This window comes from Dellaglioa sp. CoH-56-MRSF-12, from assembly GCF_056782075.1.
The window spans coordinates 272,133-288,926 of sequence record NZ_JBXAYD010000002.1 but is presented as its reverse complement, the minus strand read 5'-3'; the positions used below and the strand labels follow the sequence as shown (position 1 = coordinate 288,926).

Below are 16,794 nucleotides of genomic sequence, written 5' to 3'. Positions count from 1 at the left end.
TAACATATGACATTAAGAGGCAAACAAAAAAGATATCTACGCAGTCAGGCACATCATTTACGTCCACTTTTCCAAGTTGGAAAAGAAGGCGTGTCTACTAACTGGTTAAACCAAATTCGCGAAGCAATTGAAAAACGCGAATTAATCAAAATTAACATGCTACAAAATGCAACAATTGATACAAATGAAGTTCGTATTTTTATTGAATCTAATAGTTCAATTCAAGTTGTTCAAGTGATTGGTCATACATTAGTGCTTTATCAAGCAGCAACAGATGTCGAAAATCGAGATATCTCTGACAAAGTTAATTTACTCGCTTAATTTAAAATTTTGAGGAGGTTTTTAGCTTGACTATTCAAGTCCAAAAATTAAAAGAAATTAATTTAGTTACGAAATTTAAGACTAAACCCATTCTTGATAATACGAAAAAGCGTGTTGGAATTCTCGGGGGTACGTTTAATCCGCCTCACTTAGGTCATTTAATAATTGCTGATCAAGTTTGTCAGCAATTAGGATTAAGTGAAGTTCGATTTATGCCGGATGCAACACCACCACATGTGGATAAAAAGGAAGCAATTGATGCAAAGTATCGCCTTGATATGGTTAATCAAAGTATCGCGGATAACGATAAGTTTAAGCTGGAAGATACTGAAATTAATCGCGGTGGTATTAGCTACACCTATGACACTGTGGTTGCTTTAAAAGCAGCTCATCCGGAAAATGATTACTATTTTATTATTGGCGGCGATATGGTAGATTATTTACCGAAATGGTCTCGTATTGATGAATTAGTAAAATTAGTACATTTTGTTGGAGTTAAACGAACGGGATTTGAACAAACAAGTCAGTATCCTATACTTTGGGTTGATGTACCAACAATTGATATTAGTTCAACACAAATTCGAGATAAGATAAAAAAAGGCTGTTCAATTAATTATTTAGTACCTAAGGCAGTCTCAAATTATATTGAGAAAGAAGGGTTGTATCGTGAATAATTTAGTTTATTCTAATAATCTTTTTAGTGGAACTAGAGAAGAATTAGTACAGATTTTGAAGGAAACTTTGAGTGAAAAAAGATTTCAGCATGTGTTAAATGTTGAAAAATCTGCAATTGAACTTGCTCAAAATAATAATGGTGATATTGAAAGAGCAAGTATTGCTGGACTTATTCATGATTATGCCAAGGAGCGGACAGATGACACCTTTATCAGAACAATTAAGCAAAAACATATGGATCCTGATTTATTAAATTGGGGGAATGCTATCTGGCATGGAATTGTTGGCGCAGAGTTGATACATGATGAATTAGGTATTACAGATGATAAAATTTTAACATCAATTGTGAAGCATACGACAGGCGATGTTGAGATGGATTTGTTGGATAAAATTGTCTACGTCGCTGATTTCATCGAAGAAGGTAGGACGTTCTCTGGCGTTCTTGAAGCACGAAAAAAAGCATTTGAAAGTTTGGATGCAGCTGTTGGATTTGAAACAAAACATACACTAAGTTATTTAATTAATACCAATAAAAGAGTGTATCCTAAAACAATTTTGACCTTTAATAAATGGGTCGCAGAATAGAGGAGTAATAATGAATAGTATAGAAAAATTAGAAATCGCAGTTAAGGCTGCTGACAGTAAACGTGGCGAAAAGACGGTGGCTATTGATGTCCATGAAATTAGTCTATTAGCTGATTATTTCATGGTGACACAAGCTGACTCAGCTCACCAAGTTAAGGCTATCGTCAAAGAAATTCAAGATCAAGAAGAACTAGCAGGTGTTGAAGTCCGTCGTATTGAAGGACGTAATTCAACTAGTTGGGTTTTATTAGATTTTGGAGATTTAATTGTGCATGTATTTAAAACTGAATCACGTGAATTTTATGATCTTGAAAAATTCTGGTCTGAAGGCGCATCTGTAGATTTATCAGCATGGATTGAAGAATAATGATTTATACCACCTTTTCAAAATTGTATGATCAATTAATGGATCCTGATTTATATGATTCTTGGCAAACATTTGTCGAAACACAAGTTCCTGATAAGAAAACTGAAATTCTTGAATTAGCTTGTGGTGCAGGTCAATTAGCAATTGCTTTAACGCAATCTGGTTATTCAGTCGTTGGTTTAGATTTATCTGAAGAAATGTTATCAATTGCTGACCAACACGCACAGGATGCGAATGTATCCTTGCCTTTAGTACAAGGTGATATGATGAATTTGGAAGAGGCAGAGTTACCACAATTTGATGCGGTAACTTGTTTTGCTGACTCATTTTGTTATTTACCTGACGCTGATGCTGTAGGAAACGTTTTTAAATCAATTCATGGATTACTACAAGAAAATGGTCGATTCATTTTTGATGTTATCTCAACCTATCAAACGGATGAGATTTATCCAGGTTATATGTACAACTATCAGGATGATGATCAAGCTTTTTTGTGGTCAACATTTAAAGATGAAGAGCCACACAGTGTCGTTCATGAATTAACTTTTTTTGTCAAAAATGATACTAACTGTCAATTTGAACGTCTAACTGAGGACCATCATGAACGAACATATTCAGTTAATACGTATACTGAATTGTTAAAAAATGCTGGATTTAAGAATATTAAAATTTCGGCTGATTTTGGCACAAGTCAAGTTGATGATAAAACAACAAGACTATTTTTTGTCTGCGATAAATAGGAGTGAGTTACTTGGACACGACTGGGGTTATTGTTGAATATAATCCGTTTCATAACGGACATTTGTATCAGATTAATCAAATAAAAGAAAAGTATCCTGATACGACGATTATTGCCCTTATGAGCGGACAATTCTTACAGAGAGGTATTCCAGCTGCACTTGATAAAGAGAGCCGTACGGAGCAAGCATTGCAATCTGGTGTTGATTTAATAGTTGAGTTACCCGTTGCATTTTCTGTTCAACCGGCTGATTTGTTTGCTCAAGGTGCCATTAAATTATTGGCCGGATTAAAGATAACCAGACTTGTTTTTGGTGCTGAACATCCTGATTTGGATTTTATGACTATCGCAACTGAAATTCAAACGTTAGATAGTGAGTTTAATCAGTTTAATGAAACGTATGCCACACAATATCAACGAGCTGTTTTTGAAAAAACAGGTGTTCAAATTAATCGGCCTAATGATTTGTTAGGTTTAGCTTATGCTGAAGCCTGCATAGCCGAAAAAGCCGAAATCCAGTTATGTCCGATTCAACGTATAGAGGCTGATTACCATGAAACAAAATTTGTTGATACTCAAAAAATTACAAGTGCAACAGCAATTAGATTAGCAGTTCAACATCAAGAATCGATTGTAGAAGTTGTTCCTAATCAAACTCGACTTGATTCAGAAAATGAAAGATGGGCCGATTGGACAGATTTTTGGCCATATCTTCGATATCAGTTGAGTCTATCAACACCAGGTCAATTATCGTCGATTTATGGCATGTCTGAGGGTATTGAGTATCGTTTGTTGCAGCAGTACGAAAAGTTGCCTGACGAGGCTAATTTTGATGATTGGGTCCAAGCCGTTAAGTCGAAACGAGTAACTTATACAAAAATCTCAAGACTAGCAACTTATATTTTGTTACAAATAAAGCAAAATGAAATTGACAAACAATATAAGCAGCCTTATTATCATGTCTTAGGGTTCTCAAAAAAAGGTCAAACGCTGCTTAATCATTTAAAAAAGGAAGTGCCATATCCTATAATAACAAAAATTAGTAAAAAGGATAAAGAGGGACTTTACCAATTAGATTATCGAGCAGGAATTATTTATGGGCTAGTTAGTCATAAAAAATCGGATCTTTTTAGAAGACCTAAACAAATTAATTAACATACTGTCAAGGATATACCATTGACAATGTTTTTAATCACAGGTATAATCATAAGCGTTGCATTAGGAGGCATATTTGCATGAAATGGTCCTTAGTTGAGTTAAAAAAACAAAGTGATGAACCACTTCAAGTTGACGAAATGTTAAACCTTTCCGAAGGATTAATGCTGCGCAACAAAACAATTACAGCTGTTTCAGAAGTCCATGTTACGGGCATTCTGTCAGCAGATCATCAAGATGTCATTGGTCATTTTAACGTTAGTTTAACAGTTGAAATGCCATCAACACGATCATTAAAGAGTGTCGATGTCCCATTAAATTTTTCAGTTGATGAATTTTATGTAGGCTATCGCGATAAAGCACTTGAACGGTTTGATAAAAATGATGTTGTAATTATTTTGGAAGAAGATATGCTCAATTTGAATTCTGTGATAGAGGATAATGTGTTATTACAGATTCCGATGCAGATACTGACTGATGATGAGAGAAAAGCAGAAGATTTACCAACCGGAGACGACTGGGAAGTTCTTACTGAAGATAAACTCGTACAGGTTAGAAAAGAAAAAGTTGATCCTCGATTTGCCTCATTACAAAATTTTTTTGATAATGATGGTTCTGAAGAGGAATAAACATAACAATACTTTTATTAAAAGTTTTGGATAATTTTAAAGGAGGTGTTTGATAATGGCAGTACCAGCACGTAAAACATCAAAAACACGTAAGAGAATGCGTCGTACGCATTACAAGTTAACTGTCCCAGGTATGAGCGCTTGCCCTAACTGTGGCGAATTAAGAAAATCACATTATGTATGTCCTAGCTGTGGTTTTTATGACGGAAAAGAAGTCGTAAAAGTAAACAACTAAATCTACATTAAGTAAAAAGCCTTAACAACCATGGTGTTAAGGCTTTTTCTGTACAAAAAAAATAAGATTCAATTGAATCTTATTTTTTTTCACTAATTTTCAAACTTATAATTTTGAAGTCTGTCTCTGGATCAAAAAATTGAAAAGGTAATTTGGCATGGCTTTCAATATAAGTTACATTTTTAGCCGGTGTTTTAACAGCCTTAAAAGTGGGCGATTTGATAGATTTAATTAAATCTATCAAATCTAGAAGTAATAACTCTGGTTTGTTACTAAGATTAGACCAGCCTGAAAATTCGGAACGATAATTTTTAAAGATTGTTTTTCTTATCGGACTGATGAAAGCATTACTACTGTCATTTTCGTAAGGAATTGACTGAGATGCGATAGTGTGCTGACTTGTGGTACTATAAATTTGAATTCGACTATCTTTTAAATCTAAAAAATCGGCCGTTAATAATTTGTCGTTAACTTGGACAACTAAGTCAAAAGTAGGGATATTGTTAGAAAATTCTGCTTTTGCGCGACTGTATAAAAAAGTATCGATGGCATAATATAATTCTTGTACTTCAACTAATTTCATATTTGAAAGACCTCCTGAAATCAGTATAACAAAAAAAGGTAAAATAGATAGGAATTTTTGATGTCTAGTGTATAATTGACGTTGAAAGTTAAATGGGTTTATTGACAAAGTCGGTAGCTGATACTTTCTTAGATTACATGGTTTTTGATTCACAAAAAATTAAAGAAATGTAGGAGGTATTATAATGGATAAAGCACAAATTGGTGTTATTGGAATGGCTGTTATGGGTAAAAATCTCGCATTGAATGCTGAGAGTCGTGGCCGTACGGTAGCTATTTATAATAGAACGGGAGCTAAAACTGAGCAAGTTATGAAAGACCACTCAGAAAAAAAATTAGTACCCAGCTACTCAATTAAGGATTTTGCAGATTCATTAGAAAAACCTAGAAGAATTATTATCATGGTAAAAGCTGGCAAACCAACTGATGCTGTTATTGCAGAACTATTACCATTCTTAGATAAAGGTGATGTTTTAATTGATGGTGGTAATACTTACTTTGAAGATACAGTACGCCGTAATGCAGAATTAGATAATTCTGGAATTAACTTTATTGGAATGGGCGTTTCAGGTGGCGAAATTGGTGCACTTGAAGGACCATCAATGATGCCAGGTGGCCAAAAAGAGGCATATGACCTTGTTGCACCAATTCTTGAGGAAATGTCTGCTAAAGCTAGCGATGGGACACCATGTGTGACTTATATCGGTCCTAACGGTGCTGGTCATTATGTTAAGATGGTTCATAATGGAATTGAATATGGTGATATGGAATTAATTTCTGAATCATATCATTTGTTAAGAGATTTATTAGGCCTCTCAGTTGATGAAATCGCTGATATCTTCTCTGACTGGAACAAAGGTGAATTGGATAGTTACTTGATCGAAATTACTGCTGATATCTTAACACGTAAAGATGATTTAGGCACTGGTAAACCTATTGTTGATGTTATCCTCGATCGTGCTGGAAATAAAGGTACTGGTAAGTGGTCATCACAGAGTGCACTTGAATTAGGTGTTCCTCAGTCAGTTATTTCTGAATCTGTTTATGCACGTTACATTTCAGCAATGAAAGAAGAACGTGTTGAAGCAAGTAAAGTTTTACCTAAACCAGAAGTTAAATTAGGTGAATTAGATAAAAAAGAATTAATTGAAAAAATTCGTGAAGCATTATACTTTAGTAAAATCATGAGTTATGCACAAGGATTTGAACAATTACGTGTTGCCTCAGAACATTATGAATGGGATTTAAACTTTGGTGATATGGCTAAGATTTGGCGTGCTGGATGTATCATTCGTGCCCGTTTCTTACAAAATATTACTGACGCATTTGACGAAAAAGCTGATTTAAATAACATCTTATTAGATGGTTACTTCAAAGATATTGTTAAAAAATATCAAGAATCAGTTCGAGATATCGTTGGTATTGCTGTTAAAGCTGGTATTCCAGTTCCTGGATTCAGTGCAGCAATTACGTATTACGATCAATACCGTTCAGAAGTTTTACCTGCTAATTTAATTCAAGCACAACGTGATTACTTTGGTGCTCATACGTATGAACGTACTGATAAACCAGGTTCATTCCACTATACTTGGTATACTGAACAATAAAAAAAGTTAATAAATATACTAAAAAAGGCTATCTAACAACGATTTAAAAGTTGTTAGATAGGCCTTTTTTTCTTTTGGTTACGCTTTTGGTTACGTTTGAGTTAAGTATCTAAATATTGTAATAGTTTTGAAGTTACTGTTATATAGATTTGGGTAATCCTTACATTGGAATGACCAAGTAGATCTTCAATGCTGTTAAAGGAGGTACCGACTCCATGTAAAATTAACAAACACAAAATTGTTATCACTCTTTAAAAATTAACGTTGATATCCTAAATTTGGAGAAGTGACTTTTCCAGTAGATTTATTGACGTCAAATTCTACCATGTGTGTTTCAGTATCGAAGACGGATACAATATATTTATTACCTTTATCTAAAGTATCGCTTGATTTAACTTTTGGTTCCCAGTCGCTTGTCTCATTATTGAATGATTTAAAATAGCTTAAAGCAAGTGATTCAGCTTTTGATTGCGTCATCTTAGTTGATGTAGATGAACTTGTAGATTTTTCAGTGGTAGTAACGTTATTTTTCTCAGCCTCAATACTAGAAGAGCTTGCGGCAATAGAACTTTCAGCTGCGGTAATTGAAGAACTTGCAGCTGAGATGCTAGATGCTTGAGCAGATGATTCTGATGATGCTTTACTTTCGGAAGTTGCTTTTTTTATGGACTCTTTCTTACTTGATTCCTTTTTAGCTTTTATAATACTAGATGATGCAGCCTCAGAAGATGAAGAATCCTTACTTGTATTCTTGCTATTCCCACATGCAGTTAGTGAAAGTAGTGTGATGGCAGTAATCCCGACTATTGTTATTTTTTTATTCATAACACAAATTCCTCCAAATATTTTTATAGTAAAAAGCGAGCAGTGGGAATTGAACCCACTCGAAGTATCTATACGCCCGTTATCTATTTGTTTAATTTAGTGTACTAGTACCATCCCTATAATTAAGAGTAACACCGGCCTCTACATTAAAAATGTAAGTATTGAATTTAATTGAGGAGCTACCAATAGATTGAGCTTCCATTTGTACGCCACGAGCAAGAAGTTCATCTCCTCTGAATATTGGAGTAACGCGGTATCTAATATAGTTATTAGGATGTTCTTTAAGGTAAGTAGCTATATCCATTTCATGGGCAAGCATTTCAGGTGCATTCAGTTCACGAGTACCCGTAATTAAATTCTTTGGATTATTGTTCTGACCTGATAATTGATAACCAATTAAATGGCTACGATTATATAACCATCCGTTACTAATACGTTTATTTTTCCAGCCAGTAGGGTTCCAAGTTAACCCTTCGCGTTTCGCGGTAGGCATTAAAGATTTACTTAACATTGCATTGGCGGTTCCAGCACGATTCAGAGAATCTAGGTTGCTGTACGCTTCCCAAGTACCTTTACTAGTAGATAGGGTGCTTTCGCTGAAAGTAGGAATATTATTATTAACTTCTATTTCAGATTTATCACTATAGTTTAGAGATGATAAATCAAGTGTCTTAGATTTTTTAGTTGTTTCTTTTTTTGAAGAATCTTTACTATCATATTTAGCTAACTTATTTTTTAATTCTTTGATTTCTTTGTTAAGTTTGTCTAATTTCACTTGTTCTTTATCAACTTTATTATTAATTTCTTCTGCTTGCTTTTTGGCAGTATAGTCGTAAGTAACATGTGAATCAGATTTTGCTAAAACGGTAGTCGTGTTACTGATACCAATAAAAGTGAATGATAAAATTAGAACACGTATTAATAAATGATTAGTTGATTTCATTATTTTTTCGCCTTTCTATATCCAGCATCTTGAGCGGCTTGTTCTGTTTGGAAAGTAATCGCATTTGATTTACTCATTTTATAACCAGTTTGACCGGGAGTATGGTAAATTTTAGAATTAGTATTACCGATGATGGATCCTCCGCCAGTAGTAACAGAATCTGCGTTAGATGAATCCGTAGATGTAGAATTATTTTCTTTTTGAACGCTGTTAAAATGTTCTTGTTCTTTTTTTGCAGCTAGTCTTTGAGAACTTTCAGATTTAGATTTAGCTTTAGATTCACTTTCTTTTTCAGAAGTGGCTTTAGATTCTTTCTCATTTAATTTTTTACTCAATGATTCAGCTTCAGATTCTTTTGAAGAAACTTCTTTTTTTATAGATTCATATTTTGACTCTGCCTTTTTCTTATCGGCAGAGCCAACTTTTGTTACGGTAGTAAGGGGCGATTGTTTTTTAGTTGGTTCGGCCTGACTAGTCATCCCAATGCCTACAAGTGAAATGATCAGTACAGCAGTAGGGTACCAAACCCGTTTCTTGATTTTAGTGTATATATTTGGATTTTTAGTTTTTGTCATAAATCTTTTAACTGTGTAGTAAATAATAAAATATATTGAAATAAAAAAAATAAGTGCAAATAAAACGTTCATAATACGTGTTCCTCCAAAGATTTTTGTAATGTAAAATAAGCAATAAAAATTGTCTCAGTAATAAAAGTTATGTTGGTAATCTTTTTAAGACAGAAAGCTTGATTGGGCGGAACTAGATTCTTTGACACTAGCATTTCTACTTGAAGAAGGTGCAGTGATACCAATTAGAACGAGTAAAATAAATGAGATTAGGAAACTAAATAATATTAATTTTCTTGCATGATTAGTATCCTTTTTGTTAATTTTTGCGATAATAAATTTAATAACATATACCAAAAATGTGATAAAAGTAGTAATAAATAAGAGAGCGAAAAAGATACTCATGTGGAAAATCCTCCAGAAATAATATTTTTAGTGAAATATTGCGTAATTAGATTATGATGGACATACTCTATATCAATACAATTTTACTATTAAACTTTATAATAGTATATGAAAATAATTATTAGATGAACGTTATGAATATGTCACATTGGGATTAACGTTAAGACGTTAGTTTATGGATATGAAAGAAAAATTAGGCTGAAAAAATCTATTGAATCCCGAAAATATAAAGAATTATTTGTATAAAAATAGAGTGGATTTTCCCACTCTATAAAAAGGCTAATTTTTGGAGTCACTACTGTTTAGAACTAAAATAAAATCGGTTTGGATAGCATCGCCTAAAACAAAATCATGTTGGCTATGTTTTGTTAAGCCTTGTTTTTCATAAAAGGAGAGGGCAGGTTTATTATGTTCCCAAACTCCCAACCAAAGTTGATCTTTTTTAAATTCTTTGGCAACCTCTTTAGATTTTTCAAATAGAAGTTGACCTAATCCCATTTTTTTGTGATTTTTGCGAATGTAAATTCGTTGGATTTCTAAGCCGTTCGGAAAGTCATCTTCAGTTTGTGCGTCGTTAATATTTAATTTTAAATATCCAGTTAACTCATCATTAACATGTACGAAGTAAAAGAATGCATTTGGATCATTTAATTCACTCGTTAATTGTGGTAAAGAATAAGCGGTATCCAAAAAATCTTGTAAATCTTTTGGATCGTTATCTGCAGCGAAAGTATCAGTAAAAGTTTCAATGCTAATCTTTTGTAATATTTCTAAGTCATTAATTGTGCAAAGTGTGATAATAGGTGTCATCGCTTTTTCTCCTTATATGTAATCTAAAATACTTATAGTAATAGTAGCCTAAAGCTGAAAAATAAACAAATATTAAAATAATATAGCATAATCCTTGACTCTGAGTGCACTCCAAGTGTTTAACTTAGTATATTAAATAAAAAGGGAGCGATTTAAATGAATACAGTTACATTAAATAATGGAGTGAAAATGCCACAACTAGGTTTTGGCGTGTATCAAATTCCTTTAGAAGAAACTGCAGAGGCAGTTTATCAAGCGATTAAAGTAGGATATCGATTACTAGATACAGCGATTGCCTATGGAAACGAAGTTGAAACTGGGGAAGCTATCCAAAGAGCGATCACTGAAGGATTAGTGACACGAGAAGAGTTGTTTGTCACAACCAAATTATTTATCCAACATGTTGGTGAAGAAAAGGCGATGAAGGCAATTGATGAATCACTAGAAAGAATGCAGTTAGATTATCTAGACTTATTCTTGATTCACCAACCATACGGTGATGTATATGGTGCTTGGCGCGCTTTAGCTACCGCACAATCTGCTGGGAAAATACGTGCTATTGGGGTGTCTAACTTTGATATCGGAAAATTAATAGAATTCTCTCATATGAATGGTGTGGCTAAAGTTCAAGTTAACCAAATAGAAGTGAACCCATGGAATCAACGTTTAACGGATGAAGCCTATCATGAAAAATTAAGCATTCAAATGGAAGCATGGGCACCTTTTGCTGAAGGCCGGTTAGACTTATTTAAAAATGAAACATTGTCAAAAATTGGTAAACAATACGGTAAATCAGTTGGACAAGTTATTCTAAAATGGTTAATGCAACGTGGTATTGTAGCACTTGCTAAATCTGTGAGACCGGAACGAATGGCAGAAAATATCGACATATTTGATTTTGAATTAACAGTGGAAGACATGGCAACTATTACTGCCTTAGACAAACAAGAATCTGCCTTCTTTGATCATAATGATCCAGAAAGAGTTGAACGGTTCATGGAATTATTGTCATAAATTACCTGAAGTAAAGTTATTTTGCCAATGGTAAATAAAATATAAGTATAAGTATATAACGGAAAAGAAGCATTTGGGATAATTTTATCTATTTGAAGTGGAACCCCCTAAGTTGGAGAAAAATCTAACTTAAGGGGTTTTATTGTGTTCTTAGTTGAAATAAAGGAAAAAACTTTAATAGTTAACCAATGAGGTAGTATGGAATAAGATAATCCGTAACTATTTTTTAAGACGCTAAGGTATAATTTCGATATTCTAATATCCTAACTTAACGGCACACTTAGAAAATATAATGTGGTTTGGTGGAATTATTTTGTCAGAGAATAAAACCTTTTCATATAAGGTTTTTGAAGAAGTTATTTTGAGTATGCTGAATGGAGAAATCCGTGTTAACGTTGTAAAAGAAATTGAAATGGCAAAATTTATAATTGAATTATCGGTTTTACTGATTAAAGCTGCTGGTATCGAATAACTAATTCCAATTTTTAGTTTTCATTTTAATAAAGCGTTAATGATATATTTTTTAAAGTTAACGGTTTGTTATATTAATTTTATTACTCTTTTAGTTAATAATATATTAAAAAAACGGTTAAAAAGTGCTTGAATACCTATATGAGTTGAGCAGTGCAAAGTGTATGCAAGAATATCATTTAATGGTAGAATAAGAAAAGTAAGATATCGGTTAAAAATTGTGTGTATATGGATGAGAAAATAAAATAAAACTAACAGGAGATCATGAAAATATGAGTCGTATTCTAATAATTGAAGATGAAAAAAATTTAGCGCGCTTTGTTGAATTAGAATTACAACATGAAGGATTTGAAACTGAGGTTCATTTTGATGGGCGAACGGGTCTAGAAGCTGCTTTAAATGAAGATTGGGATTCAATTCTACTTGATTTAATGTTACCTGAATTAAATGGTCTTGAGGTTTGTCGCCGTGTACGACAAGTTAAAAATACACCAATCATTATGATGACGGCTCGTGATTCAGTTATTGACCGCGTATCTGGCTTAGACCATGGAGCAGATGATTATATTGTTAAACCATTTGCAATCGAAGAATTATTGGCGCGTTTACGTGCATTGTTACGTCGTATTGATATAGAGGGTGAACAAAATGTTGCAAAACAGACAACTGTCACTTACCGTGATTTAACAATTGAAAAAGAAAATCGTGTTGTTCGTCGTGATGAAGAAGTTATTGAGCTAACCAAACGTGAATATGAACTACTTTTAGCTTTAATGGAAAGTGTTAATGTTGTTTTAGCTAGAGATGTTTTATTAGCTAAAGTTTGGGGATATGAATCAGAAGTTGAAACAAACGTTGTGGATGTTTATATTCGTTACTTACGAAATAAAATAGATCGTAGCGGTGAAGAAAGTTATATTCAAACGGTCAGAGGAACAGGGTACGTAATGAGATCATGAGAAAAAAAATAACCCAGCATCCAAAAGAAGTAAGACGTATGTCACTTAAATGGAAATGGGCATTAGGAACGGCAATAGGTGTTTTACTTATATTTGCCGTTTTTTCTGCGCTTATTTTTCAGAGTTTTAGTGGCGTTTTATTAGATAAAGAAAAAAAAGATGTACAAGATACTTTAAGAACGGTGACGCAACAGTTAAGTCGTGAGAATCAAGACTTAACAATTTCAAGTACTGCACAACATTTAAAACCGATAAATGCAGATTCTCGACCAGATAAAGACGAAAATAACTTGTACTCAAATGCAGTAATTGTTAATTTATCAAGAGAAAATATTGCAGTAGGTGTTTATAATTTGAAGCAACAAGAAGTTTTTGCTTCAAGAAATTTAAACGTACCATTTGTTAAAAAAAATAAAATGACGTTTACTAGCCAAACAATTGATGGCGCAAATGGATATGTTGCTAGAAGAGCTATTTATTCATCTAAAACTGGCAAAAAAATCGGGTATGCACAAGTAACTAATGCTTTAGAAAATTACCATAAAATTAGTAATAAATTAATTCTAATTTTTATTGTTTTAATTATTACGGCAACCTTTGGTAGTGCTATATTAGGGTATATCCTGGCATCTTGGTTACTGAGACCGATTGAAGTAGTGAACGAAACTATTGATATTATTAATGAAGGCGAAACACCAATTGGACATGTACGTGTCCCAGATATGCATAGAAATGATGAGTTATCTGATTTGGCGGACTTGTTCAATAGTATGCTAGATAGGATGGAGCGCTACGTTGATCAACAGCAACAATTTGTTGAAGATGTCTCACATGAGTTAAGAACCCCTGTAGCAATAATTCAAGGTCATATGGAATTATTGAACAGGTGGGGTAAAGATGATCCGGCAGTTCTAGCGGAGTCGATTGAAGCATCTTTGCAAGAAATTAATCGTATGAAGAGTTTAGTTCAAGAAATGCTTGATTTATCAAGAGCTGAACAAGTAGAGATGACATTTAAAAATGAGTTAGTTGATGTCCGATTAGTTGTTTTACAAATTTTCAATGATTTTAAAATGATACATCCCGATTTTACGTTTATTTTAGATGAAGATTTTAATGGAGAAAGTTTGGTAAAAATATCGCATAATCACTTAGAACAAGTTTTAATTATTCTAATGGATAATGCCGTTAAATATTCAGAAACAAGAAAAGAAATTCATATTTCAGCATCAAAAGATATGAAAATGGTTCAAATTGCTATTCAAGATTTTGGTGAAGGAATTTCTAAAGATGACTTAAAAAATGTTTTTAATCGCTTCTATCGCGTTGATAAAGCTAGAAGTCGTGATAAAGGCGGTAATGGTCTTGGATTATCAATCGCACAAAAACTCATTATGGGTTATAAAGGAACATTAGTGGTAGAAAGTGTTGAGAAGCGTGGTTCAATATTCAGAATTTCGTTGCCTCTAGCTACTACTAAACCAACCGAAAAGATAAGAAGAGACTAGTGTTGAAATGCAATACAAAAATTTAGACAGTATAATAAAAAAAGCTTACCATTCTTAGAGCAATTCTAAGAATGGTAAGCTTTTTTTAATGGTTAATCTTTATTTGCGGTTTTGTTTACCAGCATTACGATTACGATTATTTTTTGCTACATTTGAAAGATTATCTTCAACATTATCAATTGTTTGTTCCACTGTTTCTTCAACAGCATCAATTGTTGAACGTTCTCTAACAATTGGTGGGTTCTTAGCAAGTTCAGCTTGAATTTCGCGACGAATCTTAGGACGCATTAACATAATTATAAATGTTTGAACACAAGCGAAGAGGCCACCGATGAAGAAGTAGAGACCAATACCTGCTGGCGCACTCATTGTAACAAAGACCATCATAACTGGACTAGCAATTAACATTGTTTGCATTGTTTTCTTTTGTTCTGGCGGAATGCCAATTGTTGAAATGAATCCTTGACCCAAATACACAATGAAACATAGCACAGTAAAGATAATTGATGGTGTACCTAATTTAATGCTAAAGAAGACAGCATCCTTTAATTCTGAAGAATATAAGATTGCAGCGTATAGCGCAGCAAAAATTGGCATTTGAACTAATAATGGTAGGCAGCCAATTCCGCCAGTCATGCTGACGTTGTTATCTTTATAAAGTGCCATCATTTCTTGACTGATAGCTGCTTTTTCTTCTGAACTTTTAGCATTTTTTTGTCGTTCTTGAATGACTTTTAATTGTGGTTGAATCGAACCCATTTTTTCTTGTTGAACGGTCGCTTTTTTCGATTGATTAATCATCATTGGCATAAGTGCCAAGCGAATGACGATTGAGATAACGATAATTGCTAGACCGTAGTTGTTACCTAGATGAGCGGATAACCAGTCAAGCAATCCCTGAGTTGGTTTTGCTAAATAGTCGTAAACCATCCCAAAAGGATTACCATTCTTGTCTCTGCGGACGCATCCCGATAGGAACAGGACAAGCGCCATGAATATTGGGAGCATTGTTAAACGTTTAATCTTTTTCATTAATATATTTTCCCCTCTTAAAGTGACTATATCGATTACTATACTTTAAATATAGGGGGATTTCAATGGGCTATAAATAAATCGTAATTAGTAAATAACGGTAAAGGCAGTCGGCATATAATTAGTTAAGGAGGTTTCTTTATAATCAGTCACCTTACCGGCTGGTGTAGGTGAATTTTTAACTTTTTGAATAAATTTTTCTAATTGGGTATTATCTGAACTACTTGCTTTAATTGTGACGCTGTCATCAAAATTATTTTGTACTGACCCGTAGATGCCTAGATCATCGGCTAATCTCTTCGTCGTATATCTGAAGCCAACACCCTGCACGCGACCAAAAACAGTTATTTGAATAGCACTCATAATGTAATCCCTCCATATTATAAAGTAGATATAGGCATTTATTGCTTTCATTATAACTGGAAAAGATGATAATGACCAACTAATGCTATTTTAAATATGCTATAATTATTTCCAATAGTAAGAGGGGTACATTTATGGAAAAAATTAATTCAACACAGAATGCTAAGATTAAATACTGGAAAAAATTACAAACTAAAAAAGGTCGTAAAAAGGAAAATAAATACCTTTTAGAAGGCTGGCATTTAGTTAAAGAAGCACTCATGGCAAACACAAAAATTGAATATTTGCTTGTTACTAATGATTTTAGATATTTTGATGAAATAGCCGATACGACAATTGAGCAAGTAGAAATCTCATCTGAAGTTAGTTTATATCTTGCTGACACGAGTACGCCACAAGGTATTTACGCGGTAACTGAGATGGAAGAAAATCAACAATTATCAGTTGACCATTTAACTGGTGGCTGGTTAATGCTAGATGGTGTTCAAGATCCAGGAAATATTGGAACAATGGTTAGAACTGCCGATGCTGCCGGTTTAACAGGTGTCATTTTTGGTGAGGGTAGTGCAGATAGTCATCATCCTAAAGTTTTACGTTCGATGCAGGGAAGCCAATTTCATGTTCAATTAGTGGATGCCGATTTAATGGAAGTTACTACCTTATTCAAAGAAAATAATATTGCTATTTATGGTTCTGAATTAAATGAAGATGCACTTAGTTATCGTGAGATTTCTGCTACAGATAATTTTGGTTTAATTATGGGAAATGAAGGTAACGGGATGCGTAATGACCTGTTAAATGAAACGGATGCTAATTTATATATTCCAATTAAAGGTCGTGCTGAATCGTTAAATGTCGCTATTGCTGCAGGTGTACTAATGTTTCATCTTAAAGCTTAATTATGATATTTGGTGAAATTATTACGATTTACTAAAGATAACTGATTGCGCTTGCAATAGGTGCTCAATCAGTTATGATGGAGATAGGAAAAAATATTTTGGGG

Annotated in this window: 21 protein-coding genes; 14 read left to right on the top strand and 7 right to left on the bottom strand. The window is 33.4% G+C overall.

Annotation, left to right across the window (positions count from 1 at the left end):
• Positions 1 to 6 precede the first annotated feature (6 nt).
• The 8 genes from yhbY (at position 7) to rpmF (ending at position 4,706) form a co-directional block, all read left to right on the top strand.
• Complete coding sequence (gene yhbY / locus AC1RPY_RS03255; protein ID WP_409022685.1) at positions 7 to 321, top strand: ribosome assembly RNA-binding protein YhbY; 315 nt, start codon at positions 7 to 9, stop codon at positions 319 to 321.
• 26 nt (positions 322 to 347) lie between these two features.
• Positions 348 to 995: a nicotinate-nucleotide adenylyltransferase gene (locus AC1RPY_RS03250; RefSeq protein ID WP_481761204.1), complete on the top strand. Its 648-nt coding sequence runs from the start codon at positions 348 to 350 to the stop codon at positions 993 to 995.
• Positions 988 to 1,581, top strand: coding sequence for a bis(5'-nucleosyl)-tetraphosphatase (symmetrical) YqeK (yqeK, locus tag AC1RPY_RS03245; protein ID WP_481761205.1), 594 nt, complete (start codon positions 988 to 990; stop codon positions 1,579 to 1,581). The genes AC1RPY_RS03250 and yqeK overlap by 8 nt, the downstream gene beginning before the upstream one ends.
• 10 nt (positions 1,582 to 1,591) lie before the next feature.
• Positions 1,592 to 1,948 (top strand): ribosome silencing factor, encoded by a 357-nt coding sequence (rsfS, locus tag AC1RPY_RS03240; protein WP_481761206.1) that lies wholly within the window; start codon positions 1,592 to 1,594, stop codon positions 1,946 to 1,948.
• Positions 1,948 to 2,688, top strand: coding sequence for a class I SAM-dependent methyltransferase (locus AC1RPY_RS03235; RefSeq protein ID WP_481761207.1), 741 nt, complete (start codon positions 1,948 to 1,950; stop codon positions 2,686 to 2,688). The genes rsfS and AC1RPY_RS03235 overlap by 1 nt, the downstream gene beginning before the upstream one ends.
• 11 nt (positions 2,689 to 2,699) lie before the next feature.
• Positions 2,700 to 3,842 (top strand): nucleotidyltransferase, encoded by a 1,143-nt coding sequence (locus AC1RPY_RS03230; RefSeq protein WP_481762405.1) that lies wholly within the window; start codon positions 2,700 to 2,702, stop codon positions 3,840 to 3,842.
• An 80-nt stretch (positions 3,843 to 3,922) separates the two neighbouring features.
• A complete protein-coding gene (locus AC1RPY_RS03225; RefSeq protein WP_409022679.1) occupies positions 3,923 to 4,471 on the top strand; it encodes a YceD family protein in 549 nt (182 codons plus the stop codon).
• Between the two features lie 55 nt (positions 4,472 to 4,526).
• A complete protein-coding gene (gene rpmF / locus AC1RPY_RS03220; protein ID WP_057973392.1) occupies positions 4,527 to 4,706 on the top strand; it encodes a 50S ribosomal protein L32 in 180 nt (59 codons plus the stop codon).
• Between the two features lie 79 nt (positions 4,707 to 4,785).
• Here the strand turns inward: rpmF and AC1RPY_RS03215 are convergent, their stop codons facing one another.
• Positions 4,786 to 5,289: a hypothetical protein gene (locus AC1RPY_RS03215; RefSeq protein ID WP_481761209.1), complete on the bottom strand. Its 504-nt coding sequence runs from the start codon at positions 5,287 to 5,289 to the stop codon at positions 4,786 to 4,788.
• A gap of 184 nt (positions 5,290 to 5,473) precedes the next feature.
• On the opposite strand from AC1RPY_RS03215, the gene gndA reads away from it, so the two are divergent.
• On the top strand, positions 5,474 to 6,895 hold the full coding sequence (gene gndA, locus AC1RPY_RS03210) for an NADP-dependent phosphogluconate dehydrogenase (RefSeq protein WP_481761210.1): 1,422 nt from the start codon (positions 5,474 to 5,476) through the stop codon (positions 6,893 to 6,895).
• A 258-nt stretch (positions 6,896 to 7,153) separates the two neighbouring features.
• Here gndA and AC1RPY_RS03205 read toward each other — a convergent pair whose 3' ends face one another.
• The 4 genes from AC1RPY_RS03205 to AC1RPY_RS03190 form a co-directional block, all read right to left on the bottom strand.
• On the bottom strand, positions 7,154 to 7,720 hold the full coding sequence (locus AC1RPY_RS03205) for a hypothetical protein (RefSeq protein ID WP_481761211.1): 567 nt from the start codon (positions 7,718 to 7,720) through the stop codon (positions 7,154 to 7,156).
• 91 nt (positions 7,721 to 7,811) lie between these two features.
• The gene (locus AC1RPY_RS03200) at positions 7,812 to 8,663 is read right to left on the bottom strand and encodes a DNA/RNA non-specific endonuclease (RefSeq protein ID WP_481761212.1); all 852 of its coding nucleotides are present in this window, start codon (positions 8,661 to 8,663) and stop codon (positions 7,812 to 7,814) included.
• Entirely contained in the window at positions 8,663 to 9,310 is a 648-nt protein-coding gene (locus AC1RPY_RS03195) for a sunset domain-containing protein (RefSeq protein WP_481761213.1), read from the bottom strand. The genes AC1RPY_RS03200 and AC1RPY_RS03195 overlap by 1 nt, the downstream gene beginning before the upstream one ends.
• A gap of 603 nt (positions 9,311 to 9,913) precedes the next feature.
• Entirely contained in the window at positions 9,914 to 10,444 is a 531-nt protein-coding gene (locus AC1RPY_RS03190) for a GNAT family N-acetyltransferase (protein WP_481761214.1), read from the bottom strand.
• 156 nt (positions 10,445 to 10,600) lie between these two features.
• Between AC1RPY_RS03190 and AC1RPY_RS03185 the strand changes: the two genes are divergently transcribed.
• The 4 genes from AC1RPY_RS03185 to AC1RPY_RS03170 all read left to right on the top strand — a co-directional run bounded on the left by AC1RPY_RS03185 (position 10,601) and on the right by AC1RPY_RS03170 (position 14,396).
• On the top strand, positions 10,601 to 11,458 hold the full coding sequence (locus AC1RPY_RS03185; protein ID WP_481761215.1) for an aldo/keto reductase: 858 nt from the start codon (positions 10,601 to 10,603) through the stop codon (positions 11,456 to 11,458).
• A 313-nt stretch (positions 11,459 to 11,771) separates the two neighbouring features.
• A complete protein-coding gene (locus tag AC1RPY_RS03180; RefSeq protein ID WP_481761216.1) occupies positions 11,772 to 11,930 on the top strand; it encodes a hypothetical protein in 159 nt (52 codons plus the stop codon).
• A gap of 271 nt (positions 11,931 to 12,201) precedes the next feature.
• Entirely contained in the window at positions 12,202 to 12,888 is a 687-nt protein-coding gene (locus AC1RPY_RS03175; RefSeq protein WP_409022671.1) for a response regulator transcription factor, read from the top strand.
• A 38-nt stretch (positions 12,889 to 12,926) separates the two neighbouring features.
• Entirely contained in the window at positions 12,927 to 14,396 is a 1,470-nt protein-coding gene (locus tag AC1RPY_RS03170) for a HAMP domain-containing sensor histidine kinase (RefSeq protein ID WP_481761217.1), read from the top strand.
• A 99-nt stretch (positions 14,397 to 14,495) separates the two neighbouring features.
• Here AC1RPY_RS03170 and yidC read toward each other — a convergent pair whose 3' ends face one another.
• Together yidC and AC1RPY_RS03160 are read right to left on the bottom strand one after the other, a co-directional pair.
• Positions 14,496 to 15,428 (bottom strand): membrane protein insertase YidC, encoded by a 933-nt coding sequence (yidC, locus tag AC1RPY_RS03165; RefSeq protein WP_409022669.1) that lies wholly within the window; start codon positions 15,426 to 15,428, stop codon positions 14,496 to 14,498.
• 87 nt (positions 15,429 to 15,515) lie between these two features.
• Entirely contained in the window at positions 15,516 to 15,791 is a 276-nt protein-coding gene (locus AC1RPY_RS03160; RefSeq protein ID WP_481761218.1) for an acylphosphatase, read from the bottom strand.
• 134 nt (positions 15,792 to 15,925) lie between these two features.
• On the opposite strand from AC1RPY_RS03160, the gene AC1RPY_RS03155 reads away from it, so the two are divergent.
• Complete coding sequence (locus AC1RPY_RS03155) at positions 15,926 to 16,690, top strand: TrmH family RNA methyltransferase (RefSeq protein ID WP_481761219.1); 765 nt, start codon at positions 15,926 to 15,928, stop codon at positions 16,688 to 16,690.
• Positions 16,691 to 16,794: the final 104 nt, after the last annotated feature.